Origin of the sequence: Sulfuricaulis sp. (genome assembly GCF_041499725.1) — a bacterium.
Taxonomy (GTDB): domain Bacteria; phylum Pseudomonadota; class Gammaproteobacteria; order Acidiferrobacterales; family Sulfurifustaceae; genus Sulfuricaulis.
Window position 1 is genome coordinate 13,380 of the sequence record NZ_JBGQKW010000003.1, and the last position, 25,663, is coordinate 39,042.

Annotated in this window: 26 protein-coding genes and 1 pseudogene; 10 read left to right on the forward strand and 17 right to left on the reverse strand. The window is 57.5% G+C overall.

The features are described 5' to 3' along the window. Nucleotides 1-180: 180 nt before the first annotated feature. From ACC569_RS01110 to ACC569_RS01120, 3 genes are all read right to left on the reverse strand, one after another. Nucleotides 181-1,497 carry a cation:proton antiporter gene (locus tag ACC569_RS01110; RefSeq protein ID WP_372521644.1) on the reverse strand — a complete coding sequence of 439 codons (1,317 nt, stop codon included), beginning with the start codon at nucleotides 1,495-1,497 and terminating at the stop codon, nucleotides 181-183. Nucleotides 1,498-1,742: 245 nt separating this feature from the next. After that, the gene (locus tag ACC569_RS01115; protein WP_372521645.1) at nucleotides 1,743-10,481 is read right to left on the reverse strand and encodes a GH36-type glycosyl hydrolase domain-containing protein; all 8,739 of its coding nucleotides are present in this window, start codon (nucleotides 10,479-10,481) and stop codon (nucleotides 1,743-1,745) included. 264 nt (nucleotides 10,482-10,745) lie between these two features. Continuing rightward, nucleotides 10,746-11,660, reverse strand: a complete 915-nt coding sequence (locus ACC569_RS01120) for a diguanylate cyclase domain-containing protein (protein WP_372521646.1) — start codon at nucleotides 11,658-11,660, stop codon at nucleotides 10,746-10,748. A gap of 361 nt (nucleotides 11,661-12,021) precedes the next feature. On the opposite strand from ACC569_RS01120, the gene ACC569_RS01125 reads away from it, so the two are divergent. Beyond that, nucleotides 12,022-12,756: a Crp/Fnr family transcriptional regulator gene (locus tag ACC569_RS01125; protein ID WP_372521647.1), complete on the forward strand. Its 735-nt coding sequence runs from the start codon at nucleotides 12,022-12,024 to the stop codon at nucleotides 12,754-12,756. 62 nt (nucleotides 12,757-12,818) lie between these two features. On the opposite strand, the gene cls is transcribed toward ACC569_RS01125, so the two are convergent. Continuing rightward, a complete protein-coding gene (gene cls / locus ACC569_RS01130; RefSeq protein ID WP_372521648.1) occupies nucleotides 12,819-14,189 on the reverse strand; it encodes a cardiolipin synthase in 1,371 nt (456 codons plus the stop codon). 338 nt (nucleotides 14,190-14,527) lie between these two features. Here cls and ACC569_RS01135 point away from each other — a divergent pair, with 338 nt between their 5' ends. The 6 genes from ACC569_RS01135 (at nucleotide 14,528) to ACC569_RS01160 (ending at nucleotide 16,815) form a co-directional block, all read left to right on the forward strand. Next, entirely contained in the window at nucleotides 14,528-14,791 is a 264-nt protein-coding gene (locus ACC569_RS01135; protein ID WP_372521650.1) for a CsbD family protein, read from the forward strand. 287 nt (nucleotides 14,792-15,078) lie between these two features. After that, nucleotides 15,079-15,234 carry a DUF3096 domain-containing protein gene (locus ACC569_RS01140; protein ID WP_372521651.1) on the forward strand — a complete coding sequence of 52 codons (156 nt, stop codon included), beginning with the start codon at nucleotides 15,079-15,081 and terminating at the stop codon, nucleotides 15,232-15,234. A 13-nt stretch (nucleotides 15,235-15,247) separates the two neighbouring features. Then, complete coding sequence (locus ACC569_RS01145) at nucleotides 15,248-15,481, forward strand: hypothetical protein (protein WP_372521652.1); 234 nt, start codon at nucleotides 15,248-15,250, stop codon at nucleotides 15,479-15,481. 300 nt (nucleotides 15,482-15,781) lie between these two features. Beyond that, a complete protein-coding gene (locus ACC569_RS01150; RefSeq protein WP_372521653.1) occupies nucleotides 15,782-16,105 on the forward strand; it encodes a YqjD family protein in 324 nt (107 codons plus the stop codon). 21 nt (nucleotides 16,106-16,126) lie between these two features. After that, nucleotides 16,127-16,528 (forward strand): phage holin family protein, encoded by a 402-nt coding sequence (locus ACC569_RS01155; RefSeq protein ID WP_372521654.1) that lies wholly within the window; start codon nucleotides 16,127-16,129, stop codon nucleotides 16,526-16,528. Further along, the gene (locus tag ACC569_RS01160) at nucleotides 16,525-16,815 is read left to right on the forward strand and encodes a YqjK family protein (RefSeq protein WP_372521656.1); all 291 of its coding nucleotides are present in this window, start codon (nucleotides 16,525-16,527) and stop codon (nucleotides 16,813-16,815) included. Before ACC569_RS01155 ends, ACC569_RS01160 begins: the two co-directional genes overlap by 4 nt. A gap of 69 nt (nucleotides 16,816-16,884) precedes the next feature. On the opposite strand, the gene ACC569_RS01165 is transcribed toward ACC569_RS01160, so the two are convergent. Continuing rightward, on the reverse strand, nucleotides 16,885-17,070 hold the full coding sequence (locus ACC569_RS01165; RefSeq protein WP_372521657.1) for a DUF3185 family protein: 186 nt from the start codon (nucleotides 17,068-17,070) through the stop codon (nucleotides 16,885-16,887). A 72-nt stretch (nucleotides 17,071-17,142) separates the two neighbouring features. Between ACC569_RS01165 and ACC569_RS01170 the strand changes: the two genes are divergently transcribed. Further along, on the forward strand, nucleotides 17,143-17,514 hold the full coding sequence (locus ACC569_RS01170) for a DUF5329 domain-containing protein (RefSeq protein ID WP_372521658.1): 372 nt from the start codon (nucleotides 17,143-17,145) through the stop codon (nucleotides 17,512-17,514). A gap of 117 nt (nucleotides 17,515-17,631) precedes the next feature. On the opposite strand, the gene ACC569_RS01175 is transcribed toward ACC569_RS01170, so the two are convergent. Further along, entirely contained in the window at nucleotides 17,632-17,961 is a 330-nt protein-coding gene (locus ACC569_RS01175) for a BON domain-containing protein (protein WP_372521659.1), read from the reverse strand. A gap of 425 nt (nucleotides 17,962-18,386) precedes the next feature. Between ACC569_RS01175 and ACC569_RS01180 the strand changes: the two genes are divergently transcribed. Continuing rightward, the gene (locus ACC569_RS01180; protein WP_372521660.1) at nucleotides 18,387-18,542 is read left to right on the forward strand and encodes an entericidin A/B family lipoprotein; all 156 of its coding nucleotides are present in this window, start codon (nucleotides 18,387-18,389) and stop codon (nucleotides 18,540-18,542) included. Nucleotides 18,543-18,642: 100 nt separating this feature from the next. Further along, a complete protein-coding gene (locus ACC569_RS01185; protein ID WP_372521661.1) occupies nucleotides 18,643-19,449 on the forward strand; it encodes a MipA/OmpV family protein in 807 nt (268 codons plus the stop codon). A 205-nt stretch (nucleotides 19,450-19,654) separates the two neighbouring features. On the opposite strand, the gene ACC569_RS01190 is transcribed toward ACC569_RS01185, so the two are convergent. From ACC569_RS01190 to ACC569_RS01240, 11 genes and pseudogenes are all read right to left on the reverse strand, one after another. After that, a complete protein-coding gene (locus ACC569_RS01190; protein ID WP_372521662.1) occupies nucleotides 19,655-21,298 on the reverse strand; it encodes a DUF3943 domain-containing protein in 1,644 nt (547 codons plus the stop codon). A 72-nt stretch (nucleotides 21,299-21,370) separates the two neighbouring features. Further along, a complete protein-coding gene (locus ACC569_RS01195) occupies nucleotides 21,371-21,574 on the reverse strand; it encodes a DUF3185 family protein (RefSeq protein ID WP_372521663.1) in 204 nt (67 codons plus the stop codon). A gap of 27 nt (nucleotides 21,575-21,601) precedes the next feature. Further along, nucleotides 21,602-21,763 (reverse strand): hypothetical protein, encoded by a 162-nt coding sequence (locus tag ACC569_RS01200; protein ID WP_372521664.1) that lies wholly within the window; start codon nucleotides 21,761-21,763, stop codon nucleotides 21,602-21,604. Nucleotides 21,764-21,856: 93 nt separating this feature from the next. Continuing rightward, on the reverse strand, nucleotides 21,857-22,006 hold the full coding sequence (locus ACC569_RS01205; RefSeq protein WP_372521665.1) for a lmo0937 family membrane protein: 150 nt from the start codon (nucleotides 22,004-22,006) through the stop codon (nucleotides 21,857-21,859). Nucleotides 22,007-22,264: 258 nt separating this feature from the next. Then, nucleotides 22,265-22,423: pseudogene (locus ACC569_RS01210) on the reverse strand (Fe-Mn family superoxide dismutase); the annotation flags it as partial. 94 nt (nucleotides 22,424-22,517) lie between these two features. Then, the gene (locus tag ACC569_RS01215; protein WP_372521693.1) at nucleotides 22,518-22,733 is read right to left on the reverse strand and encodes a hypothetical protein; all 216 of its coding nucleotides are present in this window, start codon (nucleotides 22,731-22,733) and stop codon (nucleotides 22,518-22,520) included. Nucleotides 22,734-22,821: 88 nt separating this feature from the next. Next, nucleotides 22,822-23,406 (reverse strand): hypothetical protein, encoded by a 585-nt coding sequence (locus tag ACC569_RS01220; RefSeq protein WP_372521666.1) that lies wholly within the window; start codon nucleotides 23,404-23,406, stop codon nucleotides 22,822-22,824. Between the two features lie 369 nt (nucleotides 23,407-23,775). Continuing rightward, nucleotides 23,776-23,991, reverse strand: a complete 216-nt coding sequence (locus ACC569_RS01225; protein ID WP_372521667.1) for a glycine zipper 2TM domain-containing protein — start codon at nucleotides 23,989-23,991, stop codon at nucleotides 23,776-23,778. Nucleotides 23,992-24,148: 157 nt separating this feature from the next. Beyond that, nucleotides 24,149-24,763 (reverse strand): hypothetical protein, encoded by a 615-nt coding sequence (locus ACC569_RS01230; RefSeq protein ID WP_372521668.1) that lies wholly within the window; start codon nucleotides 24,761-24,763, stop codon nucleotides 24,149-24,151. 161 nt (nucleotides 24,764-24,924) lie between these two features. Further along, nucleotides 24,925-25,227 (reverse strand): hypothetical protein, encoded by a 303-nt coding sequence (locus tag ACC569_RS01235; protein WP_372521669.1) that lies wholly within the window; start codon nucleotides 25,225-25,227, stop codon nucleotides 24,925-24,927. A 61-nt stretch (nucleotides 25,228-25,288) separates the two neighbouring features. After that, nucleotides 25,289-25,567: a hypothetical protein gene (locus ACC569_RS01240; protein WP_372521670.1), complete on the reverse strand. Its 279-nt coding sequence runs from the start codon at nucleotides 25,565-25,567 to the stop codon at nucleotides 25,289-25,291. Between the last annotated feature and the right edge of the window lie 96 nt (nucleotides 25,568-25,663).

A 25,663-nucleotide genomic window follows, 5' to 3' on the forward strand; every position in this document is an offset into this window, starting at 1 on the left:
CAACGTTAGGGCGAAGGATGAGTTACCCTGTGCATGCTTTCACGGCGGTAACAGGGGCTCGAACCCCCTTGGGGGCAGAACTAATAAAAGGGGTTGCGATAACAATTGCAGCCCTTTTGTCTTTCTTGTCCCAGATTTGTCTCGGAGGCATTGCACACCGAGTGGCGATTGAGAGAACACTTATGGCGTTGGCAGATGTTTGCGGTGATGCCAAAAGCGGCTCATCAGCGGCTTGACGCTGGTTCCGTGGACGAGAATGGAAAGCGACACCACAATTAGCGTCAATTGAATAAGGTCCAAGGCCAGATCTTCGGGGAGACCGTGCTGTATGGCATACATCAGGTAGTACAGCGAGCCTATGCCGCGTACCCCGAACCAGCCCACCATGCCGCGCGTCGGCCACGAAGTGCGGGTACCTAGCAGGCTGGCGAGGACGCTGACCGGGCGCGCCACCATAAACAAAAACAGCGCAAGTCCCACCGCCCGCCAGCTCCAGGAATCGAGAAACAGCGTGCCACCGATCAGCAGGATGAGCATTAATTCCGAGAGCCTTTCCAGATGTTCCTTAAATATCAGCGATCCTCCGCTGACGGTCGGCGGTGGTTCGCTATCAGGGCTTGCGTTTGCAGCTTCCGGTATTATTCTGTCGATTTGCGGCCGATCCGGGAAATCCCGACTGGCGCCGGTGAGTTTACGTTCGGTCTGGCGCAGCGCGACGGCAGCGAAAAATACCGCCAGAAATCCCCACGCATCGACCAGCACACTCAAGCCGTAAACCACACCGATCAAGCCGAGTCCGAGGAAGTCGTCCATGAGCTTGTGCTCGGGTGACTCGCCGCGCAGTTTCCATCCCAAACGGCCCAGTGCGGCGCCCGAGATTACCCCGATGGCGATTCCCGCCACCGTTGCCCACAGCACATCGACCAACGCCCAGCGCAGGCCGAATTCACCGAGCTCGTGCAGTCCGAGCAATCCCATCCCCAGCATCACAAACGGAAAAGCGCTACCGTCATTCATGCCCGCCTCGCAGGTTAAGGTGAAGCGGAGCTGGTCCCGGTCACCGGGATGACGGATCTGGACATCGGTCGCCAACACCGGATCGGTGGGCGCTAAGATCGCGCCCAGCAAGACGCCAGCGCCCAGTGGCAGACCGAGTAGATAATAAGCGAAGGCAGCGACCATCCCGACGCTGACCGCCATGGATACAGATGCCAGTAGAATCGGTGTGCGCCAGCGGGCGAAGCTTACCGGCACGGGCATTTTGATGCCGGCAGAAAACAGCGAAATCAGCACAGCCACTTCGGTCAGTACTTCCAACAGCGCCGATTCCTTGAGCGGATTGAAGTGAAATACATTGAGCACCGTAGGTCCGACCAGCAGCCCCACTGCCAGATAGATAATGGCTGGCGTGACCGGCAGGCGCTTGAGCATCGAAAAAGTTATACCCCTGGCGAGCAACAGGCCGCCCACGAGCAGAAACCATAGTGCGCTAGTCATTGTTGGTTACGCTCATTGTATTTCCGGTTTAACGTAACTGCTTTGGCGGTGTTCCACGGTAGTGGATTCGTCAAGAATGGTGCGACGGGTATAAGGAAATATAAAGGCCCTTTTCTCAAAAACCGCCGACCATTTTCTGGGTTCAGATGCCCGTGATCACACTCATCGCGAACTGTACCTGCCCGGGTTTCAGTGAAAATTCGTTGACTGAATTCCTTTGGCCATGATCTGCCGCAGTCACTCTGTTAACCGCGTGCGGCGTCTATCCTCACCTCGACCGCGTGTTCCTGGTGGTCGTCAACCAGAGGAATGGCCTGGTCGTGGCGTTCAACGCCGTCGACCGTTATGCTCGTCTCGCCGATCTTCGCATCATCATCGGCGCGCGTTTGCGAGACGACGATGTGGTAAACCGTCTCCCGATACCGGTAGTGCATCGTGAAGGCCTTCCAATCCGCCGGGAGGCACGGCGTGAAATGCAGTTTGTCCACTTCCAGCCTCAAGCCCAGGAGCGATTCCACGATCAGCCGATACATCCAGCCGGCCGAGCCCGTGTACCAGGTCCATCCCCCGCGGCCGGTGTGCGGCGTGAGCGCATAGACATCGGCGGCGGCGACGTAGGGTTCGACTTTGTAGGTCGCCACCCCTTCCGGAGTCCTCCCGTGGTTGACCGGGTTGATCATGGCCAACAGTTCCCAAGCGCGCCGGCGGTCGCCCAGTCGGGCAAACGCCATGGCTGCCCAGATTGCCGCATGCGTGTACTGCCCGCCATTCTCGCGCACGCCCGGGACATATCCTTTTATATAACCGGGATTCAACGACGACTTGTCGAACGGCGGATCCAATAGTTGGATCAGCGCTGAATCGCGGCGCACGAGGCGCTGATCCACCGCTTCCATGGCCAGGCGTGCGCGCTGGACATCGCCCGCCCCGGATAGAACCGCCCAGCTTTGCGCAATCGAATCAATCTGGCACTCGGGGTTGGCGGCCGACCCCAGCGGTGTGCCGTCGTCGAAGTAGGCGCGGCGGTACCACGCGCCATCCCAGCCATGCTGCTCGATATTCTGGCGCAGCTGAACCCCCGCCGCTTCACAACGTTCGGCGAAGGAGGAGTCACCCTGCCGGCGTGCCACCGTTGTGAACTGCGTGAGCACGGTGTGCAGGAAGAACCCCAGCCAGACGCTTTCGCCTTTACCGTGATTGCCCACCAGATTCATGCCGTCGTTCCAGTCACCGGTGCCCATGAGCGGCAGGCCGTGCTCTCCAAATCGGAGTCCTCTCAGGATGGCTCGCACACAGTGCTGGTACAAGCTGGCCACCTCGCCAGAACGGCCGGGTAGATCATAATAAGAGTCGTCCTCGGCTTTGACCGGGCGGCCTTCGAGGAAGTGAACGGATTCATCCAGCACCCCGGTGTCGCCGGTGGTCAGAACATAACGGCACATCGCCAAGGGCAGCCACAGGTAATCATCCGAACAATGCGTACGCACGCCACGGCCCGATGGCGGATGCCACCAATGCTGGACATCGCCTTCCTGAAACTGCCGGCTCGCGCACAGCAGCAGTTGCGCGCGCAGCCGCTGCGGTTCCGTGTGCACGAGCGCCATTGCATCCTGCAATTGATCGCGAAAGCCGAAGGCGCCCCCCGATTGGTAGTATCCGCTGCGCGCCCAAAGACGGCATGCCAGCGTCTGGTACAAAAGCCAGCCGTTGGTCAGCACGTTGAGCGACGGGTCGGGTGTTTCCACCTGCACGGCGCCGAGCGTGTGATTCCAGTACTGGTACACCGCTTCGAGCGCGCCGCGCGCGGCGGCCGATCCCCGGAAGCGATGCACCAGCTTGCTGGCGTCATCAGTTCCTCGCCTTCCCGCCAGGCCGAGCCTGAAGATGATCTCGCGCTCTTGTCCGTCGGCCAGCTCGAAGCTGACCTGGATTGCGGCGCAGGGATCGAGGGCCGTTCCCACCTTGCCGGAAAGCCGCGCGCGATTCATCGCCGCCGGATTCTTGAGCGTGCCGTTACGCCCGATGAATTCAGTGCGGTCGCCGCTTACGGTCCGGGTCGCATCGTCCACATCGAAGAACGCAATCAGACCGGTGAACTCCGTGTTGTACGGGTTACGCGCGAACAGCGCGCCGCTGTGGGGGTCAATTTCGGTGGTCACGTGCATGGCCGATTTCGGCCGCAAGTCTCCCAGCACCCATTCCACGTAACCCGTCGCGGAAAGCTTGCGCGCTTGACCCGATTCGTTGTGCACTTTCAGCACCGAGAACTTGATCGCGGCATCCACGTCCACGTAAACCGTGAGCTCCGAGCGAATGCCGCCCTCCACGTGCTCGAAGACGCTGTAGCCGAACCCATGGCGGCTCACGTAATAACCGGCTCCGCGGCTGGGCTGTGGCGTGGGCGACCAGAAATGGCCGCTGTCTTCGTCGCGCAGATAAAAGACTTCTCCGCTGGCATCGCTCACCGGGTCGTTGTGCCAGGGTGTGAGGCGGAACTCATGGGCGTTCTCGCTCCAGGTATAGGCCAGGCCGTTCTCCGAGATGACGCTTCCAAAGTGCGGATTCGCCAGCACGTTCACCCACGGTGCCGGCGTCACTTGCCCGGGCGCGGTCATGATGACGTATTCGCGTCCATCACGGGTAAATCCTCCCAATCCATTGAAGAGGATAAGATCGCGGCGCGGCAACCCGGTGGCGGCCGGGAGTTCGGCGCGGTGGCGGCGAGTCGGTTTGAGGCGCGGAACTCGCACTTCCACCGGGCCACGACGGTTGATCTGTTCCGCCAGCGTCCCCCGGCCGTCGGTGAAAATGGCGCGCGCGACCGTTTGCAGCAGGATGCGGTCTTCGTCCGATATCTGCTCCGCCGGCCGCACGAAGATGCCGCCTTGCCGGTCGATCACGTGCGCTTCGACGCCCGCGGCGATCAGCCCCATGATTTGTTCCTGGAGCAGCTGCCGGTAACCGGCATGCTCTTCGTTCCAGATCACCAGGTCCACGGCCAGCCCCTTCAAGCGCCAGTACGCGTGGGCCTGTACCAGTTGGCGTACCAGATCGATATTGGCCCGGTCGCCGATCTGCAGCAGCACGATCGGCAAATCGCCGGAGATGGCATGACCCCATAGGCCGGATTGTCCGCGGCGGTTTTTGATGAGGACGGCGGCCTCGGCGCGCAACGAGGAATTAGCGTAGATGACGGAGCTGGCAAGGCCTCCATAGAGTTGCGCGTCGGCCTCGGTGGCGTTGATCTGCCGCAGCACCACTTGGGCGTGGGTCCATGCCAGTTCCAAGACACGATCCGCGATCCGCCGGTCCTGGTATTTATCGACCAGGCTCAAGGCGGCGTCGCGGGTTTCACCGATGCCGGAAACGATATCGATCGTTGCCGATTCGTCCGGATCGAGTGTTATGCGATAGCGGATGGCGGCAATCGGATCGAGCACGGAACCCTGACTGCCCGTGAGCGTGGAGCCGTTCAGGGCTTGGGGCGCGGCGACAGTGTTGCCGCGGCCGATGAACTGCGTGCGGTCCGTCTCGTAGGAGATCTCTCCGATGTCCGCCCCGTGCACGGCCATCAGGTGAAACATCCACGGTGCCGATTCATCGAGGGAGCGGGGCCGGCGCGTGCACAGGATCGCCCGCCGTGGGTCGATGATCTCGGTCTGAACAAAGAGATTACTGAACGCCGGATGCAGTGCTTCCGCGGCCGCGGGTGCGAGAACCACCTCCGCGTAACTCGTCACGTCAATCGTTCTGCGGGTTCGGGAGCGGTTGGTGATATGGACGCGGCGCAGTTCGATGTCATCTTCCGGCGAAACCACGATCTCGGTATGGGTATCGAAATCGTGGTCGCGGCGGCGAAACTCCGCTCGCCCTTCCGAGAAAATCGCGGCGTAGCCCTCCGCTCGTTTGAGCGTCGGTTGGTGTGCGGTTGACCAGAACTCCCCGCTCGCCACGTCGCGCAGGTAACAGAAGCTACCCCAGTTGTCGCGGGTAGCGTCTTCGCGCCAGCGGGTCACGGCGAGGTTCTTCCACTGACTGTAGCCGCCTCCCGCGTTCGTGATCATCACGTGGTATCGACCGTTCGACAACAACTGCACCTGCGGTATCGGCGTGTCGGGGCTGCTGAAAACGCGAATCGGCGTCTCCGGAGCACCGCTTGTGGGTTGAATGTCGGAGAGCTGGGCAATGTGCGGAAACAGCGCCGTGGCCCTGGGAATTCGCTCCTGAAGCAACAACAGGGTCGCCTGGAACAACGGGTCCGACTCGAATCGCTTCTGCATCGGACGGTCCAGCAGCAGATAGGCCAGGGAGAGCAGGCTCATCCCCTGGTGATGGGTCATGAAGGAGCGAACCACCGTGCTCGATTCACCGCGTCGTTGACGTGACGGGGTGTAGTCGATGGATTCATACAAGCCGAATTTTCCTTCGAGCCCCGCGGCGGCGAGTCGCTGCAAGTTCAGACAAGCCGCTTCAGGCGCCACCATCAATGCCAGCGCTGAAGCATAGGGAGCAACGACCAAATCCTCCGCCAGACCGCGTTTGAGCCCCAGGCCGGGCACGCCGAACGCGCGGTACTGGTAGGTGAGATGAACGTCGACCGTGTTGTAACCGGATTCCGACATGCCCCACGGCACGCCGCGCTGTTCCCCGTACTCGATCTGTCGCTCCACTGCCGCCTTATAGGTTTGATCGAGTATCGTGTTCTCGTAGGTGGGCATCACCAGGAGCGGCATGAGGTACTCGAACATCGAACCGCTCCACGACAAAAGAATCGGCTCGCCACCGGCGGACGTGAGCAGGCGCCCGAGGGCAAACCAGCTCTCCTGCGGCACTTGTCCCTGCGCAATCGCGACAAATTTTATCAATCTCGCTTCCGAGGCCAGCAGGTCGTAGTAACTCGAGTCCCGCCGCCGCTCATCCACGTTGTACCCGATCGTCAACAGACGCGATGCCTTGTCGTACAGGAAGTCGTACTCCATGTGCGCGAGCTCGCCGGCTTGCCGTGCCTGGCTCTCGACCGCCGCTATCCGCTCCGCGGCGCGACGGCTGGCTTCCGTGATCAGCCGTCGAAACTCATCCAGCCACTCGCGCTCCGCGGGCGTCGCGTCCGCGTCGAGTCGATGCTCGATGATCGGCAACCACTCCAGCTCAAGTTTGGCCAGTTCGCGCAGCGTGGGGATTGCGCCGATGCCGGCGAAGTCGCTGAGCCGGCCCGGAGCCGCCGGCAGCAAACTCCACGGGGCGAGAAACGTCAGCTCATCGAGGGCGCCCTGGCATTGCCGGGCCAGCGTCCGTGCCCACCCGCTCGCGTCGGTCGCGGGCTCAGCGTCGAAGCTGCCGGCATGTTCCGCCGCGCGTGTCGTCAGCCGGTCAAGGGTGAGCCGCGCCGCCGTGAGCGTGGTTGGCCGGGGATCGCAGGCGGACTCCAAATCTCTCTGAAATTGAGCGAGCGCAGCCGGCGTGACACCTCCCACGGCATCCACCAGGATCCCCAGCGTGTCGCGAAGCCCGTCAAACCAGCGCGCCTCCAGGATCGGTCGATCGGGTAGCGAGAGCAGACCCGGGCGCAATGTCAGCAGATGACCCGCGAGGTTCCCGCTGTCCACCGTCGAAACGTAGGCGGGGTGCAGCGGTTTCAGCGACAGCGTGTCGTACCAGTTGTAGAAGTGGCCGCGGTGCCGTTCCATGGATTGCATCGTGCGCAGTGCGCTCGCCGTGCGCTCGATGAGCTGTCCGGCCGGAATGTAACCGAAGTCGTACGCGGACAGATTCGCGAGCAGCGCCAGTCCCATGTTGGTCGGCGACGTGCGGTGCGCCACCACGGGAGCGCGATACTCCTGATAGTTATCCGGCGGCAGCCAATGATCTTCCGGGCCGACGAAGGCCTCAAAGAACGCCCAGGTCTTGCGCGCCAGCTTGCGCAGGAAGAAGGTCTGGTCGGTCGTGAGCTTGGCTTCACGGTGGGCGCGCGGCCGGCTGATCCACCAGGCGATGGCGGGCGAGACCAGCCATAAGATCAGTATCGGTCCCGCCACGACCAGCGCGGCCGGATTCGACAGCACCAGAACCAGCGCCGCGGCAATGGCGATAACCGGGGCGGTCCACATCGACCGGAAAGAGGCGGCGAGGTCCGCGCCGCTGTGGCGATCCGATTCGCTCGATGGATTCCATTCGAGAAGTCGCTTGCGCGTGATCAGCATCCGTCCCGCCGTGCGCACAATCGCATCCAGACTGAAGATAGCTTCATAAGGAAGGCACGCGAGCGCAAAGACCGCCTGGGCGAGGCGCCGGCCGACGGCGCGTACGACGGCGGCGAGATGCTGACTCAGCAGCACGTCGATCGGCTTCTGAAACATCTCCAGAGCAGAGGCAATCAAGGACGGGATCAGGATGATTCCGATCACCGCCAAGGTCCAGAACCAGGCCGATGACAAGTCCGTCCAGCCCAGCAGCAACAGGAGCGTCAACGCCGCCGGCACGAGACTGCGCCGCAGGTTGTCGAAGATTTTCCACTGTGACAACCACGAGAGCGGGTTTTTCTGACGGCTGTGTTCCTTAAGTCCGGGAACGCGCAGCAGCAGCCAACCGGCAAGCTGCCAATCTCCGCGAATCCAGCGGTGCCGGCGGCTTACGTCCGCGCTGTAGCGAGATGGGTATTCCTCGTACAACAACACATCGCTCACCAGTCCGGCGCGCGCGTAACAACCTTCCAGAAGATCGTGGCTGAGGATGCGGTTCTCGGGAAAGCGATCCTTGAGCGATCGCTCGAACGCATCGATATCGTAGATCCCCTTGCCAATGAACGAGCCTTCACCGAACAGGTCCTGGTAGACGTCGGAGACGGCGCGCGTATAGGGGTCGATGCCCGGCTCATCCCCGTGCAAGCGCGCATACCGCGAGCGGTTCGTGCTGGGCAGGCTCACGCCCATGCGTGGTTGCAGGATGCCGTAGCCCTCACAGACACGTTGCTTGTCTTTGTCGTAGCGCGCGCGATTCAGTGGGTGCGCCAGGGCTCCCACGAGCTCCCGCGCCGAGTCGCGCGGGAGCTGCGTATCCGTGTCAAGGGTAATGACATATTTCACGTTCGATAAAACGTCGGTGTTACCGACGACCAGCGAGAAGCGATCGGTTGCCTCCCCGCGCAACAGCAAATTCAAATCCGCCAGCTTCCCGCGCTTGCGCTCGTAGCCCATCCAGATCCGGTCGCGTGGATTCCAGCGGCGCGGGCGATGAAACAGAAAAAACGCGTCGCCGTTGTCACCCCGGTACTTTTCATTCAGTTCCTCGATTCGCGCCTCAGCCAGCCGCAACAGCGCTTCGTCCTCCGGCAGCGTTTCCGCGCGCGCGTCCTGAAAATCGGTCGACAGGCCGAAGCGCAGATTGTCGTCGCGATTGGCCAGGAACCGGACTTCCAGCGCCTCGACCAGATCCTCGATGTTGTGAGCGCCGCTGAGCATCGTCGGAACCACCGCCAGCGTGCGCGATTCCGGTGGGATCCCCCGGGAGAAATCCATGCGTGGCAGCGGATGCGGCGATGCCAGCAACGTCGCCAGCCAGTTCACCAGCGCCACCGCCAGTTGACCGGTGGACAGCAGCGCGAGGACACCCAGCAACACGAGCGCCCAATCCGGCCCGCCGCTGGCCTGCGCCCGCATCAACAAACCCCCGGTGAGGATCAGCGTGATTAGCGTGATCGCACCCAGATACAGGAGCAATGGAAACTGGCCCGCCGCTCTTGTGAATGCCTCGGAGGCGGAAAGGCGCGCCTCCGCCGCCTGCTCGAGTTCACGCAATCCCTTGTCGATCAGGTAGAAACCCACATGCGCGGTTCGATCATCGCCGCCCTTACGGGCAGCGCCTTCGTGCGCAAGCCGGACCGCTCTCTCCGCCACCTCGCCTTCGGACAGGCGGCTTTGCTTCGCGATCTTCTCCACGACGTGGCGATAGTGATCACGGGTGGAAAAATCCATCATGCCGTAGATGGCGCCGGGATCTTCCCGCAGTTTTTGCTCGGCAATGCTCAGCGTCTCGACGAAGTCGCGCCAGTCCATCGCCCCCAGGAACCGGAGGCTGCCGATGCTGTTGCTGATGGAGACCTGGTCGGCGGCCTGTAGCTGGTTTCCCGACTGCACCAACTGCTCGATCGTCAGGCCAGACTCGGACAGCAGCTGCTCAATCCAGGTCAGCGACAACGCCAAAGCCGGGCTCTGCCCCTGCAGCCGGCGCGTAAATTCCGAAACGAACGGGGTCGTCATCGGTGGGTTCGACCGCGCCATGTCCGCGATCACCAGAATCAGACTCTTCGGATCCTTCTCGGCGATCTCTATCATCTGGTCGGCCCAGGAATCGGCCAGGTTCCGGTCGATCCTGCCGGCGGCGCTGCGAGCGGCAACGCGCCGGAGATTTTCGATCAAGGCCAGGCGCAGCATGATGGGGATGGCCCACAATTCGCCCAGCTTGAGGGCGGTGACCGACTGGTAGGACGCGACGAAACGGCGGAGGTTTTCCGGATCCACCCGTCCATCGCCGTGCGCGATCGTCTCCAGCGCGATGTCATACACCCGCGGAAGTCCAGCCGAAGGGCCGTGAGCCAGGCGTGGCAGTTCCCGGCTGTAACCCTTCGGCAGGTGTCGCTTGGCCGTACGAATCTGTTCTTCGATCAGGTAGAAGTTATCGAGCAGCCATTCGCCCGCCGGCGTAATCCGGCGGTTTTCCGTGACCGCCGCTGTCAGCAGCTTGCAGGCGCCAATCAGGACGCTTTCATTCTCAGCCAACCGCGTCAGGAGCCGGTCGGGTGCGCGTCCCAGACCCAGCCTGTGCGAACCCGCCAGGGTCTTGCCATGCTGGTCCATCTGGTCGCTGCTGAACAGCTCCGATCGCAGCGGCGGCTCGTCGTTGAAGTACTTTGATGGCGCGCCACTTCCGTGAAGGTGTGTCCTCGACTGGAGCCAATGCCCAAAGCTGGTAGTGCTGCTCGCCTTCAATTCAGAGGTCCCCTTCCTTGCAGCGAAATCTCAACGAACCAGGTCGCCACATCAGGTGGTGTCGTTGGCGGTCCGCTTTGGCGGTAAGTCGATTCCTGGCTGGACCATGGCATCGTGGACTGGAAAGTCCGCGGGCTGACACAAGCATGGCAAATAACGATTCGGAATACGTGGATAGTATCAGAACGGGGAGCAATGTCTCGTAGCGGCTGATTATTGCCTCAACGCATCAATAGTTTGAGGTTCCAGATTGACTAACTGACGTTACATTTGTTGATGCTTATTTTGTTGTTCCCGTGCGCGTACTGACTCATCCTGAATAAATAAATCACGCTCGAGCATGCGGTCAGCATTCTCAGGGGCGGGCGGATTGTACAATTCAGTCGCGCCAGCATCTTCCTTAGGCTGTTCGGTGATGGAGGTACTGTGCCCCGTGCCCTTGGCACGATACATGGCGATATCCGCCTGCTTCATTAAATCGTCGAAAGTTCGTCCGTCGCCCGGGTAGACAGCCACGCCTACGCTGGCGGCGATATGAATTTTGTGACCGTCAATAATATAGGGTTCGCTGAGGCGCCCGCCGATTTCCGCAGTGAGTGCGGTGACGATATTCGGGCTGTCAATTTCCGACAGCATGATGACGAACTCGTCTCCGCCGTAACGGCAGGCGGTGTCGGCGCCGCGGATGCCCTTGGTCAAGCGTAGCGCCACCGCCTGCAAGAGTTTGTCGCCGCTGGCATGCCCCAGTTTGTCGTTGACGCGCTTGAATTCGTCCAGGTCAAGCATCAGCAGCGCCAGCGGTTTGCGATGCCGTTCCGACTGGGACATGGCTTGGTGGAACCGGTCTTGCAACAAGCTACGATTGGGGAGACCGGTTAGCCCATCGTGGTACGCCAAGTGGCGGACCAGCGCTTCTTTTTGCACGAGCTCGGTAAGTTCTTTCTGCAAACCAATATTCCGCTCGACAAGAATTTCAATTTGATGTTGCGCGCTTTTGACCATCTGTCTGCATTCGCCTATTACTTTAATGAATGTTTTCAGGTCCGGCGTCGGTACCGCGCGCGCGGCGGCGGGTCCGGAAGCGGTTTTTTTGGCGTCACTAACACTGCTCCGTTCACCATGAAGCTTTGTACTCCTGACTGCTTTAAGGTACACAGTCTCACTTGAGTTACGCGCCATGGCTGGTCTCTCCCTGAATTGGTTAGCAATACCTGGGCCGCAGTGCAATCTGTGACGCGGTTTCCCATTACAGGTTCCTTAAATACACAGAAAAACATGTGGATTCCGTACGTTAGCGCACATAAGTACGGATGACCGGCCCTGTACCCGCAGAATTACTTGGTTTTTTCCGAGCCTGACGAGATGAGGCTCTGCATTTGTGTGGAACGTCAGTAACCTCTCATCTCATGGCGATTTACGGCAAAATAATGCGGTAATACACTATGTGTGTTAGCGAACATAGTGCACGCTGAATCCAGGGCAAAAGATACTTGCCCCCTTTGCGCAAGAAAGACCATGGGTTACAGTAAGGACTACAGCTATGCTGACCGGTGTTGAACCAAAAATAAAACCAAGAGATAACTTCCTACTGGCCGCCTTGCCGGCGGAAGTGTTCGATCGCCTGCTTCCCGATCTGAAGCCGGTCACGATGCCTCTGGGCAAGGTGATCTACGAATCCGGCGCTCAGTTGGAGCATGTTTATTTCCCCGCCCCAAGCTGTATCGTTTCCATGCTCTACGTCATGGAGGATGGTTCCTCGGCGGAAATTGCCGTGGTCGGCGATGAAGGCATGGTAGGCATCGCCTTGTTCATGGGCGGCGGCACCACCCCCAGCCGGGCGCTGGTGCAAAGCGCCGGTCAGGCGTTTAAGCTTCCGGGGAATGCGCTGAAAAGTGAATTCGAACGCCACAGCGGACTGCAAATTTTGCTGTTGCGTTACACTCAGGCGCTGATCACGCAGATGTCGCAGACGGCCGTGTGCAATCGGCATCATTCGGTGGATCAGCAACTCTGCCGCTGGTTGCTGCTGAGCCTGGACCGCCTGACGACCAACGAACTCACCATGACCCAGGAATTGATCGCCAACATGCTGGGGGTGCGCCGCGAGGGGGTCACCGAGGCGGCGGGAAAACTGCAAGCCCTGGGTTTGATTAGCTATAACCGCGGCCACATTACAGTCCTCGATCGGCCGGGATTGGAGGCACAGGTATGCGAATGCTATGCGGTGGTCAAGAAAGAATATGATCGCTTGCTCCCTCCTAAAACGGCAGTCTAAGCACCCGCGTGGGATCGTCTTCGACGATATCGATGTATTGTTGACACGCTCGGCGGACCTGGCTAGAGCCAGTATTCCGCGAGTCGCGCCAGCCACTCTTTCAATCGGAGTATCAGTGACCGGTCCTTCCAGCGATCGAGGTCGATAGCGTCGGACTCCGTCAGATCCTTGGCAAACATGGCGTCCATTTGCCGGGAAAAATCGCGCCCCAGAATCGTCGCGTTAATTTCATCGTTGTGCAGAAAACTGCGCCAATCCAGATTGGTTGAACCGATGGTTGACCAGACGTTGTCAATGGAGGCGGTCTTGGAATGCATGACCGCGCCGCGCCGCTCGTAGATCTTGACGCCGGCGCGGAGCAGCTTGGTGTAATGCGAGCGCCCGGCATGGAACACCGTCCAGGAGTCGGAGTAGCTCGGCAGAACCAGCCTCACGTCGACGCCGCGCCGTGCCGCGTCGGTCAAGGATTTGAGCAATTGCGGATCGGGAACGAAATAGGCATTCGTCAGATACACGCGCTGTTCCGCATTGGCGATCGCCGATAGCAGCGTGAGATAGATCAAGCTGTGGGGGTCGGCGGAGGCGCTGCCGATGGCGCGCACGATGTCGTCGCCCTGTTTATTGAGTTTGGGGAAGTAGTTTTTCTGAGTCAGCGGCTGACCCTTTTGTTTGCTCCAGGTGTTCATGAACAGCTTCTGGAACTCCGCCACCACCGGCCCTTCGATCTGAAGGTGGGTGTCACGCCAACCCACGGTATTCACCCCCTTTTTCCTGGCTGACTTGGAGGAGGGGTCGCTGGAATAGGATTCGCTGATATTGATGCCGCCGATGAAAGCGATGCGGCCGTCGACCACCAGTAACTTGCGGTGGTCGCGGTTATTGAGCAGCCATTCCTTTTTATTTCCGGCCAATGGGTTGATCGGATTGAACTCGATCACCTGGATGCCGACGGCGCTCAAGCGCTCGAAAAAAACCTTCGGCGTATTCAGGCAGCCGACGCTGTCGTAAATCAGGTTGACCTGAACGCCGGCGGCCTGTCTTTCCAACAGCAGATCCGCGAACTGTTTGCCGATGTCATCGTCCTCGAAGATGTAGGTTTCCAGGTTGATGTGATCTTTGGCCTTGCGCATGGCCGCGAACATGGCCTGGTAGGTCGCCGGCCCGTCTTGCAGCAGGACCAACTTGTTGCCCAGCACCAGCGGACTGTCGGCGTTAATCGCCTGCTCCAAGGCCAGATGTTTCTGCAGTATGTCGATGTCGCCGGATTTGCTCTTGAGTTCTTCGAGGATGGCGGCACTCTTGCTTGCCGAGACAGGGCCGCGCGCGTTACCGAATTCCACCGCCTGTGCATGAGGCACTTCCATCTCGCGCGCGGCGTCGGGGAGGCTCGCGCATCCGGCGAGAATGTGGAGACAGCAAGCGGCCACCGCCATGCACCTTACTGCCGCGATAGAGCGAAGCAAGGCGAAGGCGCACGATGGCGGCGATTGGGCCAAACCTTGGTAGGGCATTCGCCCAGTATAAATCAGGTTCAGAGCTCATTAATCATTTCCCCCATTTTACATCACAGATTTATTGTCGTTTGAATCCTGCAAGGCAGCACCCGCTGCGCGGACCTCTTTTCAGCGTGGCGGGCGGACAATTCTCAACCATGTGAGCTACCGCACTGAACAAACGCGTTTCTGCGCACAGACTGTGATTGGTCAGCGAAGGCGAATCACCGGGTATGACGGTGTGGGAAATTCTCGAAATTCGTTGTTAGGAGGCAATCATGAACAAGGATCAATTCAAGGCTCGAAGCAAACAGGAAAAAGGCAGGATCAGGGAAATCAGCGGCAAGCTTTTCCGCGACAAGCTATTGGAAAAGAAAGAGCGGGCTCAAAAAATCGGAGGCAGGGTCCAGGCTGGCTATGGCGATTTCAGGGAGGACCTCCAGGGTTATGGCGATCTCAAGGACCTCCAAGGCTATGGCGATTTCAGGGAGGACCTCCAGGGTTATGGCGATTTCAGGGATGACCTCCAGAAAAGTGGCTGACCTTATTCTCGAAGTCTTCCGCTGGCTGAACAATGGTTATAAACGATGGGTAGTTTCAGACACCACGGGGGCGTTACCAGCCGAACTTGCAAAAAAACCGCACTACGTGCGATAACGCACAGAGCCGGCAGGGTACTCGGCGTATTTGTCTCTTCAGCGGCATTGGCAGGTTTCCGTGAGAGTTGAATTGCACCCACGCAATTTTAATGCGAACGAGATCGGATGAAAAACCTGATCCGACCAAGCCGCGATCGTCACTTCATAAACACGCTTGATTGGAGCCCAGCATGAACATGACTATAAGTATTGCCCCGTTGATTTCACTTATCGCCGGCATACTCATTCTGGCCGTGCCGCGGCTGCTGAACTATATCGTCGCGATTTATTTGATTATTATCGGACTGCTCGGGCTGTTCGGGGCCGGGAGTTTTAACTTGCACTAAAAGGAGTATGCCTATGTCTACGTTGAAAAAACTGTCTATTTTGTCCGTCAGCCTGCTGATCGCGGCCGGACTTTTCGCTTGCGAAAAAAAAGGCGCCGCTGAGAAAGTCGGCGAAAAGATCGATGAGTCCGTCGAACAGACCAAAGACAAAGTTCAGGACGTGGTTAATCCCAAGGGACCCATGGAAAAGGCCGGCGAAAAGATCGATGAGACCGTGGATAAAACCAAGGAAGCGATGAAGAAATAAACTAGCGGTGTTATGAGGGTGGGTTCACTCTGAACTTGTCTTTCTCTGCGAATCACCATAAAAGTCCACGCTCCGGTCGGAACTCCCTGGTGACACCCGGGACGGTTTTAATACGGAACTGCGTTTCGCCCCTAACGATCCGGTTTTCGACGATGCCTAAATGCATAGGTCGCCATGGTGCCTGTTGAGCATGGCGCGTCCCTTTTAACCTGCCTTATGTGCGATAGCGCACTGAACGTCTTGGGGGAAGGGGGATAATTGTCATTTCGTGCGTTTAACGAATGACAAAAGGAAACAGCAATGAGCGAAGAGACAGTGGCTGAATTCAATCGGACCAAGGGCAAAATGGTCGACGATTTCAGGGCGATCGTCACCGATGCCGATGATTTACTGCAGGCGACGGCGAAAGTATCCGGAGAAGGCTTCAACGCCGCGCGGGCGAAGTTTGCGGAGAAGTTAACGAGCGCCAAGACGAGTCTGGCGGAGGCTGAGCGACACGTCGTCGACAAGGCCAAACAGGCCGCGACGGCAACCGACGATTACGTGAAGGGCAATCCGTGGACCGCCGTGGGCATTGCCGCCGGTGTCGGCATATTGATCGGCTTTTTGGTTGGGAAGCGTTGATGCTTCACTGGATATCGGCTTGTGAATCGTGACATCCAGTCCACCGACGCGCCGCCAGTAGGGCTGTTCGGTTCCGTCAAGAACCTGGCCGCGAGCCTGGTTTCCCATCTGCATACCCGGTTGCAGCTTTTTGCGACCGAGTTTGCCGAAGAAAAACTCAGGCTGACTTCGCTTTTATTCGGCGCGATACTGGCGCTGTTTTTTACTTTTATGACGCTCGTCCTCGCGGTGCTGTTCGTCATCGCGGCCTATTGGGACACGCCCTATCGGTTGCACGCCGTGGCGCTCCTCGCCGTGTTGTTTCTGACTGGCGCCGGGATTTCCGGAAGCATGGTTCGCGCCAAGCTTAAATCGAGGCCGCGCTTATTCGAAGCGAGTCTGGCCGAGCTCTACAAAGACCGGCAGCAGTTGAATTCACCATGACCAGGGCGACCGCTTTTGCGTTGGTGAGGGAACGCGACGATCTCGTCGCGCAAATCGCTATTGAACGCGGCGCGATCGCGCAATATGGTCCTTCGTTGCGGCGGCTATCACGAATGATTGACAAAGTCCGCGACGGAATTCAATACCTCAAAAGCCACCCCGAGGCTTTGCTGCTACCCGTCGTCATCACTGTTGTGTCGCGTCCTTGGCGCCTGTTGACTTTGGCGATCAGTGGCTTCGGGTTATGGCGGATGGCGCAGGTTTGGCGACGTCGGATCCTTTCCTGACGCGGGCCACCGAAGGTACCTGTTGTTATTAGAGGCAACTGGTGCAGATGAAAAATCAGACCAGCCCTCTCAATTTCTTGAACCGCGCGGCAGTCCCACCAACCCGATAATCGTCATGACAACGCCGCCGACCAGCATCCCTATCGCTTTTTTGTCGGTGGGCGCGTCGGTGAAAATTCGGGAAATGTCGGAGCTGACTGAATTCGAAGCACTGACACGGAGTTCTGGTGTGTATCCGCTTGCCCCATTGTGCAAGCACCATGGCTGCTGTTAGGCCTCGATCGCAGGGTGGCCAACGGGCTCATCATTGCCACTGGATAAGGAGCTATGAACTTACGATTGATAACGGGCGCGGTACTGATGCTGGGACTCACGCTAGCGCTGGTGGCGCGTGCAGAGCCCCCGACAAATGTGCAAATCGAAGTCAATTTTCTGCTTGGCTATATCGATGGGTCCGCATGTGAGTTTTATCGCAATGGCACGTGGCGCGACTCGAAAGCGGCGCAAGAACATTTACGCGACAAGTACCAGTACCTGGTGGAAAGAAATCAGATCAAGACTACCGAAGACTTTATTGAAATGGCTGCCACGAAAAGCAGTTTTAGCGGTCAACCGTATATGGTGAGGTGCAATGGCGGCGCAACGGTGACTAGTAACCAATGGCTGCACGACGAACTTGTGCGTCTTCGAATGTTTTAAGAATTTTTTTAGAAAATGCTGGCCCTGATTCAGTTGGAACCAAGACCAGCCCGCGCAGGTATGAGCTATGCGCTCGACCTATCTGGATCAGCAGGGTATCTGCTTTAAACCGGAACCCTAATCTTCCTTCTTAATTTTAAGCTTGTTTGTGACCGAAGTTACGCCTTCGGTCCCGCGCGCAATTGAAACCGCTTTATCCGCTTCTTCCTGGGTTCTGACTGTTCCGCTCAAAACCACCGCGCCCTTGCTGTCGGTATCGACCATAATATGCGCCAGACTGCTCATCTTTTCGTCGGCCAACTTGGCCTTAACTTTGACTGTTATGGCCGAGTCCTTGACGTATGTCATGGGGTGCGTACGGTCCGTGTCTGGATCGGCGGAATAGGCCGCAACGGGGGCCAGCAAGGTACTGATGATGAAACAGCTTGTCGCGAGTTTGGCTTTCATGGTTTGTCCTTATCTTTGGGTAGAGGGAAACATTAATTATCCGGCAATCTTTACAGAGTGTCTGTTCGGTGGCGCACTTAGTGCAAGGCGGAAGGCTTGGTGTGTCTGACACGCGAACCTATTAGGTGTGTCGTAGAGCATCGTATGTGCTTGCAGAGCTGAGATGATCGGTTCCGGATTAGGCAACGCGTATCCGTGTCGAACTAGACTAACTTGAAAGTTTTCCTCAGATTCATCTCGTGGCGTCGGCTTGCAGTTCCCCACGCGGCGTTGTCGCGCAGACAATGCGGGCTGGTCGCATTCTGTGTGGTAGCGCACAGAATAACCCAGATTATCAGCACATCATGAAACTTCTAGGTGTTTAAGACAGCATCTGTTGCTTGCGCTCCGATTCTTAATTCATCATCTACAACAGGGGATTCATCATGATTAAAAGGATTATTGTGTTGCTACTCGCGACGTTTTTCCTGGCTGGCGCTGCTGCGACACTCACCGGCTGCAACACTATGGAAGGCGCGGGAAAAGATATTCAGAAAGGTGGTAAAGCAATCAAAGACGAAGCGAATGAGCACAGGTACTAAGCCAGCGAGGAACGAGAAACGCAATCAGTTGTTCATTCCTGCGCAAAAAAGTAGCTCTGCCTCGTTGACCTATAGAAAACCGAGTGGAATCTAAACGCAAATGAACACCGCCTTACCTGCATTTCGACCGTCCCCTGACGCGATCCGGTCCGTGATATTTGCGTTCGGTTTGATCGTACCGCTGACCGCTTTTGCAGAACTCTCCAATGATTCCCTGCTAGGCCCGGGCCTGCGCACGCGACCGGCGTACGATGGCTCGGCCTCGCAACGTTTAGAGTTGGTCCCGGTTGTCCGATACTTCGGGCAGCCCTGGTTCGCGCGCTCGACACAGGGTGTGCTTGAGGGAGGTGTCCGAATGGAGATTGCGCCGGGGTTCCATGCCGGCGCGCAACTTGCTTACGAACCAGGGCGCAAGACAAACGATTCCGATTTCCTCGAGAACCACAACGTTTCGGACATCAATCGTGGGGCCTCGGCCGGCCTGCACGTGGAATGGGACCATGATTTCGGTCCCATGCCGACCACGTTGCTCGCGCGCGCGCGGCGGCACACGGACTCCGATCTGGGTGCCCAAGCTGACCTCCGTCTTAGCGCGGGTGTCTACCGCAGCGGACGTGTCGCTGCGGGGGTGTTTACGCAAGCGACGTGGGCGAGTGCGAAGTCGGCCGGCTCTTTCTACGGTATTACGCCGCAGCAGTCCGCCACCACAGGATTGCCAGCGTTCGGCGCAGGAAGCGGATTGTTGTTTGCAAGTTTCGGATTCCTCTGGTCGCTCGACCTGAACCAGGATTGGGTTGTGGTGGGCAGCATGGAATCACGGCACCTGCACGGTGACGCCGCCCGCAGCCCGCTGGTAGAGCGCGGGTCGAATTACTACGCGAGCGTGGGCCTCGCCTATCATTTTTGAAACTCCCGCCGAAAGGCTGGCGCCAGCCGGTTGCGCCGATCGTCAATCCATCGAGATTTTCAGGACTGAATGCCCAGCACGTCACCGAGTACAGTCTTGTGGCGGCTGCGCAAATAGAGCACCAGCTTCCCGATAAGCATACCCAGCGTACCGACGATCAGCATGCCGCCGCCACGCGCTGCGTGTTATATAGTCTGAACCCTATTCAGGGTTTGCCAGCGGCGCGCCACTCGAGTGCGCCGAACCTGGTCTCGCCGAAGGAGTAAGTGTAGAGCAGGCTGAGGGTTGTCACGGTCTGGTGAGTGTCGGCAATGTCGGGATAGTGCGCGTTTCGTTGGGACGTGTTGTACTTGAGCGTGACAGCGTGAGGGCCGTGAACACGCACGGTGAACGCCGCATCCCCGCGGAATATACGCTCCGATCCCCGGTCCTCGGTGGAGGCTACACTGCTGACATAGTATGACCGCGCCGTTAAGTCGAGATTGGCGGCGTCGCCAAACATCAGGCGCAGTGCCAGGAGCGCCTGCGGCGTGGCGCCATAGTGGTAATCGCGTTCACCAGTGCCGTGGATGGTCCCGGCCGCGCCGTAGCCCAGACCGCCGAGGGCCGAGCCCTGAAGCGCCACCGTCTTCGAAATCCACCACTGGGCGGTCGTTCCGAGAGAAAGCGCCGTGCTCGAGACGCGAAATATTTGTGGCGATATATAATCGTAGCTTCCGTAAAGACCCCATATGCCGCGATAGGTATCGCCTCCCTCATACTCCTTTCCAACCAGAAGACCGCGGCTCATGATGTTTTCAAATACATTGGCGGTGGTGGCGGTGAATTCGAAATCGAAGTAGTCAAATGGACGCGTATACGTGTAGCCGGCCTTGCCGGGGAGCCCGTAGGCCATGTGAAAGTCCGCGGTCGCCGCATCGCGGTTTACATCTTGTGACATTGTCGCGTCGAACACGTTATCGACCTTGTTCCAGCCGAAACGCACGTATGTATAGACAGCCGGGTCGTGGCTGTCGAACACAGAGCGGAACCGGTCACCGAAGGCAAGCCGGGTGAAGCCTAGAGACGGGGCGATCGCCGCCGCGCCCACCTCTTGCCAGAACCCGGGTGTTTCGCCTCCGCCCTCGAGCAACAGGCTCGCCATCCGGAACAGTGGTTCGCCGAGGAAAGTTCCGCCGAAGCCGGTTGTGACCAAGTCGTTGATGGAGGGCAGGCCCGTCTCGCCCGCTATCTCCCAGAACAAGCTGCCGCCGAAGGTATACCCAAGGGATTCCCAGTAGTCGAGGCCGGTCGATCGCGCGAGGCCGAAGTAGACGGACCCCTGATACGGATGCATGAACTGGTTTACGGCAAACGGATCGGTGTCGACAACCCACCGGCTGCTCAAATTTTCCCGGACCGTGCGATAGCTGGTGCCGTACACCTGCTTGTCAATGGTGTAGTAGTTGAGCCGATTGATCAGGATGTTGAACCCGACGATTTCCCCGGCTGGGAGCAGATAACTCTTGCCGGCCTCCGTTTCCTCGAATCGAAGCGGCTTTTTTGGTATGGCGGGGAGCTCCTCGGAAGATGGCTTGGGCGGAGTGCTCGTCGTGGCGGCGGGATTTTGCGCAAGAATGTATCGGTCGTGCCTATCGAGCGGTAGTGGCAAGCCAAGGTCAAGCTCGTCTGGGACGAACTCGCTTTTTTTCGCTTCGGATTCCTCGGCAAGGCCGGCACCTGGTGTGACGAGCGCCAGCGCGAGGGCAGCGCAAAAAAACACCATTCTGAACTCGCTGCCGTGCAAGGATTTGTCTCCGACCAACGCCTTACCGGCTAAGGCTTTGAGAATTGCGTTCGGCGTCTTCATGACAGACTCGTTCCTCGACTCTTACTTGTTATTCGAGACTGTCAGTGCAAATGAAAAATCTGACCAATCTTTTCAGCTTTTTGAACCCCGCAGCAGTCCCATCGCGCCGATAATAGTTACGACAACACCGCCGACCAGCATCCATATCGCCTTGTCGGTAGGCGCGTCGGTGAAAATACGTGAAATGTCGGAACTGACTGAATTCGATGCATTAACACCGAAGATCACCAGCAGGATACCCCCGGCAAAAATGGCGAGCGAGATTGTTTTGTCCATAGGAAAATCTCCTTAATAAAATAATCGCTACAGCATGGACTTTTCGTTGATCTGCGACAGAATCGCCAGCAATAGCGCCGCCGCGGACAGTACGAAGATATATAAAATACTATCTATGTTCTGAGAACTGGTCGATGCCAGGTATGTGACTACCGATGGTGTACCGATCAGAATACTTAGCTTTAACATGGCACCTCTCCTTTACTCAGGAGGAATTCTACGGGAAGGGGCCGCTAGCCCATCGTTCCCTTCTAGATATTCACGCCCGATCCCTTGATAGGGTCAAAGGGCTTTTCTTCCACTGATGACATTAAGCAGGACCACCACGATGGCGATCACCAGCAGAATGTGAATAAAGCCACCCATGGTGTAGGAAGAGACGAGTCCCAGGATCCACAAGATGACCAAAACAACAGCGAGTGTGTATAGCATGTAAATTCTCCTTTCGTTTCACTTAGATGGAGAGCCCTACTTGCGTGAGAGGTTCATGGGGTTTTCCATCGTTACGCGAATTATGCTCCTTCCCCTAAGATATTCTGTGCGATAGCACACATATTTATCGGTTCTCAGGCTACCAACTGAAGCTGTTCTTTGGCGTTGCGCAGGCTTTCCATCTGTTGATTTACATGCCCCCAATTTTAATGACGTTTCAAAATGTATTGCGATAGTCAGCGTGGTCGTTCTGATATTTTAGGTAATAGCGTGTTCCCACAGATCGTTGATGAAGAGGGCGGTCTTTTTTTCCAGCAGAACGTTGTCATGGCCGGAACGGGAAAATACTTCCCGCTTTCCGTCCGCGTCGACTGCCACGAACACCCAGCCAGAGCTGAAATGCTTGACGCTGACTTCGACGAACTTTTTTTACACGAAGTGAAGGAGCCAAAGTCGCGAACGATCGCTTGCGCCAGTGCGCCGATGAGTTTAGCGCCTGCCGCACCGGGCTTTAGAATTTCCCAAAAAATACCTGAAGATGGAGGTGGCCTCCGCCCTGGTTTTGCACCGTCTGTCTGATCGTGACGGGTGGCTCATTGCATCGCCGCAGCAGTTCTTCAATGTTGAAATCATGCAGTTCGGGATAAGGCTTAAGTGCGGCATTCAGGCTGGTGATATATGCCTGGTGATGTTTTTCACGACGGATCTGCATAGTCGTCGTGTCTATCTATATATATGGCTCAAGCGCGCCGTAAGTGAAAGGTAGTGGACATTACGGGCATGCCCTTTGGTCAAGGGTTGCCGGATTACGGGGCTCAAGGCAGTGGAACGCGATTACGCAACGCTGACTCGCCTGAACCTTGGAATGGACCGAGGGGGTTATTGTTTTCATCGAGCTCGCGAATTGCCGGTTGGCCGCCGGCTAGCGTGTAGATGACGACGTTATCCTTAACCAAGACGACCCCGCTGAAACTCCAGCCGGTAACCTCTGTCTTACGTTTGAAATTTGTGATATCCGCCCAGAAATTCCCATAGCGCTTGCTGGTGTTGGACTTCTGAACTATCTCATAGCCGTGGCATGCTGCCTTTGCCATAATGCACTCCCTTACCCCAGGCGCCAAATCTTCTGCATTGACCGTGGGGTTCGGGATGAAACGACGTATCACATCGGAATAATTCAGGATGGTGATATTCGGATTCGATTCGGGATCCAGCTTGAGTGTCTTAAGATCTTCCGATGTGGTTTGGTAAGGGATGATCAGGTCGAAGGTTTGCTGAGCTTCATGGTAATTCTGCCATGGGCCCACGGTGTTAGTATGCGCATGCGGAAGCAAGGAACTACAGCCGGCCAGGAAGACCGGGGAAAAAATGATTGCCAACCTTGTTATGACCCGTGGCATGGACACAGCCTCCACCTTTCGACCGGCAGACACCCTGGCAGGTCTACACGGCCTGAACCTTGGCCGAGGCAGCCTGATGGCGCATCATGCGGATGAACCACCTAAGAAACCGCATTTGCTATCCAAGAAATGGGGTCCACTTCTGTGGTGCTAGAGCAAATAGGTACATAAGTGATTTCTTAGTTTGGAATATCACGATTCCTCACTTCTGGCCGCTTGTCAAGGCGCAAAAAATTACGGAAACGAAGCATAAAAACAATTCTGGATTCGCGACCTCAGAATGCCAGAGACTTCAGTCTTTCAATCCTTCGAGCAACGATACCACGTCGTCGGCATGTTCCTCCTCGCTGGCGTCTCACTCACGCGTTACTACTTGGACTTGCTGGTTTCGTGACCCACGATACCGCCGACCGCCGCGCCACCGATGGTTCCGGCGGCACTGCCGCCCGTGAGAACGCTACCCGCCACGCCCCCGACGGCGGCGCCGACCGCCGTGTCATTCTGTTGCGGCGTCATGCCACTGCAACCGCCGAGCATTAACGCGGCAACAATCACACTGACTGGAAATATATATTTCGCTTTCATTGGGAATACCTCTTTGTCGAACACCAGGTTTAAAAGTAAATTCACCTCTAGTTGGGCTCCTCACCGCCGTGGTGTATCCCCGTTAATCCGGTTCGGGGCCACATGTCACACGCTCCGTCGGCGCCCGGAAACTGCCGGACGCCTCCCGGATTGCGGTTTACATCTTGCCGTAGTGCACCTTCGCTTCGTTCATACAGCCGTCCTTGGCGCCGCCCGCGAGGGCGTCGCACTTTTCCTTCGCCACCGCGTAATCGGCCTCACGCTTGTCCGTGGCGGCGTTATGGCGCGCATCGGCAGACGTATCCTCCGCCTCCTTGCGCGCTTCAGTAGATTCCTTGCTGGCTTTCTTGTCCGCCTTCGAGGTCTTCATCTGCGATTTGGCGTCGGCCTTGGCGGCAATCTCCGCGGCCTTCGCTTCCTTCAGGCAGACTTCCTTGACGTTGCCGGCCTGGTCATCGCACTTTTCCTTGGCGACCGAGTAATCGGCTTCGGCTTTGGCGACGAGCGCTTCGTAGCGGGCCTCGTTGGTGTTCTTGTTACGGGCTTCGAGATCGGCTTTCGCGACCTTTTCTTTCCCCTTGGCCTCGGCCTCGCACACGTCGTTGGCATTACCGGACAACGATTCGCAGATGGCCTTGTCAGACTTGTACTCGGCCGCAATGCTGTTCATGCTGGTCTTGTAATCGTGCTTTGACATGGTTCGTGCCATCGCGCCGGCGCTGAACGTAAGACCGACCGCAACGGCAATTGCCGTGATAGTGGATTTCGTCATAAATTTGTTCCTTAAAAAGTCTATGGTGGATGAGTTATGAACCTTATATTTAAATTTTAATGTTGTATGTACGGTGGCGTACGAAATGCGCCTTTCAAAAGGGAGAGAAGGGGTGTGGCGAAGGCTGACAAGGGCGAAGATCGGATACGGACGCTCGCGTATTAACTTGACGTATTTATTTTATTTCCACGCCGTGCCAGGCCTATAAGTCCCACGAGACCGGAACTCAATAACCATACAGCCGCAGGCACCGGTACAGCGGCGAGGCTTGTACTCCCATTTTCAACAGAGCCGCCGAAAAAGGCGCTCGCAGGGCCAAATTTGTTGTCTAGGCCAGCAACTTTCACAGCCAAGAAGGGCTCGAAGTCATCAATGCCGACGCCATTGATCGTAAAGCTCAAGATATCGGTGCGCGCGTTTGCTTTGCCTAAAAGGCCGGTATCGAATTTCCCAAAACCATTCATGCGACGGTCACTTTTGACCCTCCAACCATCCGGTAAACCCGTGATATCACCCGTCGTTTCATCATCGAAACTGAAAGCGAATTTTTGAATTCCGAAATGCTTTGCGCCGAGGTTGCTGGGGGGGATTTAAAGTTTTGGCCAAGACATCCACGCCTCCGGTCACGTTTTCAGTAAGATTGACCGAAAGATAATCAACGCCGTCGGACAGACGATTCGACTCATTCAATAAAAAAGACACCGTTGCCGCATGACCCGGCGCCGCCGCCATTGTCATTAAGCATAAAAATAAACTGTACTGCATTAACATCGAAATTCTTGTTTTTTTGATTAGTGTGTCCATCGCATGCTCTCCCGCACGTTATGTTTCCGTTTTCATTACCCAGTGGGATTGCATTAGCTACCGCAGCCAAACACGGAAACAATACGTGATTGCAGC

Coding starts and splice junctions, on each gene's coding strand:
- ACC569_RS01160 (WP_372521656.1), top strand. CDS start 16,525: ATGACCAGGGCGACCGCTTTTGCGTTGGTGAGGGAACGCGACGATCTC.
- ACC569_RS01170 (WP_372521658.1), top strand. CDS start 17,143: ATGAACTTACGATTGATAACGGGCGCGGTACTGATGCTGGGACTCACG.
- ACC569_RS01135 (WP_372521650.1), top strand. CDS start 14,528: ATGAACAAGGATCAATTCAAGGCTCGAAGCAAACAGGAAAAAGGCAGG.
- ACC569_RS01220 (WP_372521666.1), bottom strand. CDS start 23,406: ATGCCACGGGTCATAACAAGGTTGGCAATCATTTTTTCCCCGGTCTTC.
- ACC569_RS01150 (WP_372521653.1), top strand. CDS start 15,782: ATGAGCGAAGAGACAGTGGCTGAATTCAATCGGACCAAGGGCAAAATG.
- ACC569_RS01205 (WP_372521665.1), bottom strand. CDS start 22,006: ATGCTATACACACTCGCTGTTGTTTTGGTCATCTTGTGGATCCTGGGA.
- ACC569_RS01185 (WP_372521661.1), top strand. CDS start 18,643: ATGAACACCGCCTTACCTGCATTTCGACCGTCCCCTGACGCGATCCGG.
- ACC569_RS01195 (WP_372521663.1), bottom strand. CDS start 21,574: ATGGACAAAACAATCTCGCTCGCCATTTTTGCCGGGGGTATCCTGCTG.
- ACC569_RS01225 (WP_372521667.1), bottom strand. CDS start 23,991: ATGAAAGCGAAATATATATTTCCAGTCAGTGTGATTGTTGCCGCGTTA.
- cls (WP_372521648.1), bottom strand. CDS start 14,189: ATGGCGGTGGCCGCTTGCTGTCTCCACATTCTCGCCGGATGCGCGAGC.
- ACC569_RS01240 (WP_372521670.1), bottom strand. CDS start 25,567: ATGGACACACTAATCAAAAAAACAAGAATTTCGATGTTAATGCAGTAC.
- ACC569_RS01120 (WP_372521646.1), bottom strand. CDS start 11,660: ATGGCGCGTAACTCAAGTGAGACTGTGTACCTTAAAGCAGTCAGGAGT.
- ACC569_RS01175 (WP_372521659.1), bottom strand. CDS start 17,961: ATGAAAGCCAAACTCGCGACAAGCTGTTTCATCATCAGTACCTTGCTG.
- ACC569_RS01200 (WP_372521664.1), bottom strand. CDS start 21,763: ATGTTAAAGCTAAGTATTCTGATCGGTACACCATCGGTAGTCACATAC.
- ACC569_RS01235 (WP_372521669.1), bottom strand. CDS start 25,227: ATGAATGGTTTTGGGAAATTCGATACCGGCCTTTTAGGCAAAGCAAAC.
- ACC569_RS01125 (WP_372521647.1), top strand. CDS start 12,022: ATGCTGACCGGTGTTGAACCAAAAATAAAACCAAGAGATAACTTCCTA.
- ACC569_RS01230 (WP_372521668.1), bottom strand. CDS start 24,763: ATGACGAAATCCACTATCACGGCAATTGCCGTTGCGGTCGGTCTTACG.
- ACC569_RS01190 (WP_372521662.1), bottom strand. CDS start 21,298: ATGAAGACGCCGAACGCAATTCTCAAAGCCTTAGCCGGTAAGGCGTTG.
- ACC569_RS01140 (WP_372521651.1), top strand. CDS start 15,079: ATGAACATGACTATAAGTATTGCCCCGTTGATTTCACTTATCGCCGGC.
- ACC569_RS01145 (WP_372521652.1), top strand. CDS start 15,248: ATGTCTACGTTGAAAAAACTGTCTATTTTGTCCGTCAGCCTGCTGATC.
- ACC569_RS01110 (WP_372521644.1), bottom strand. CDS start 1,497: ATGACTAGCGCACTATGGTTTCTGCTCGTGGGCGGCCTGTTGCTCGCC.
- ACC569_RS01180 (WP_372521660.1), top strand. CDS start 18,387: ATGATTAAAAGGATTATTGTGTTGCTACTCGCGACGTTTTTCCTGGCT.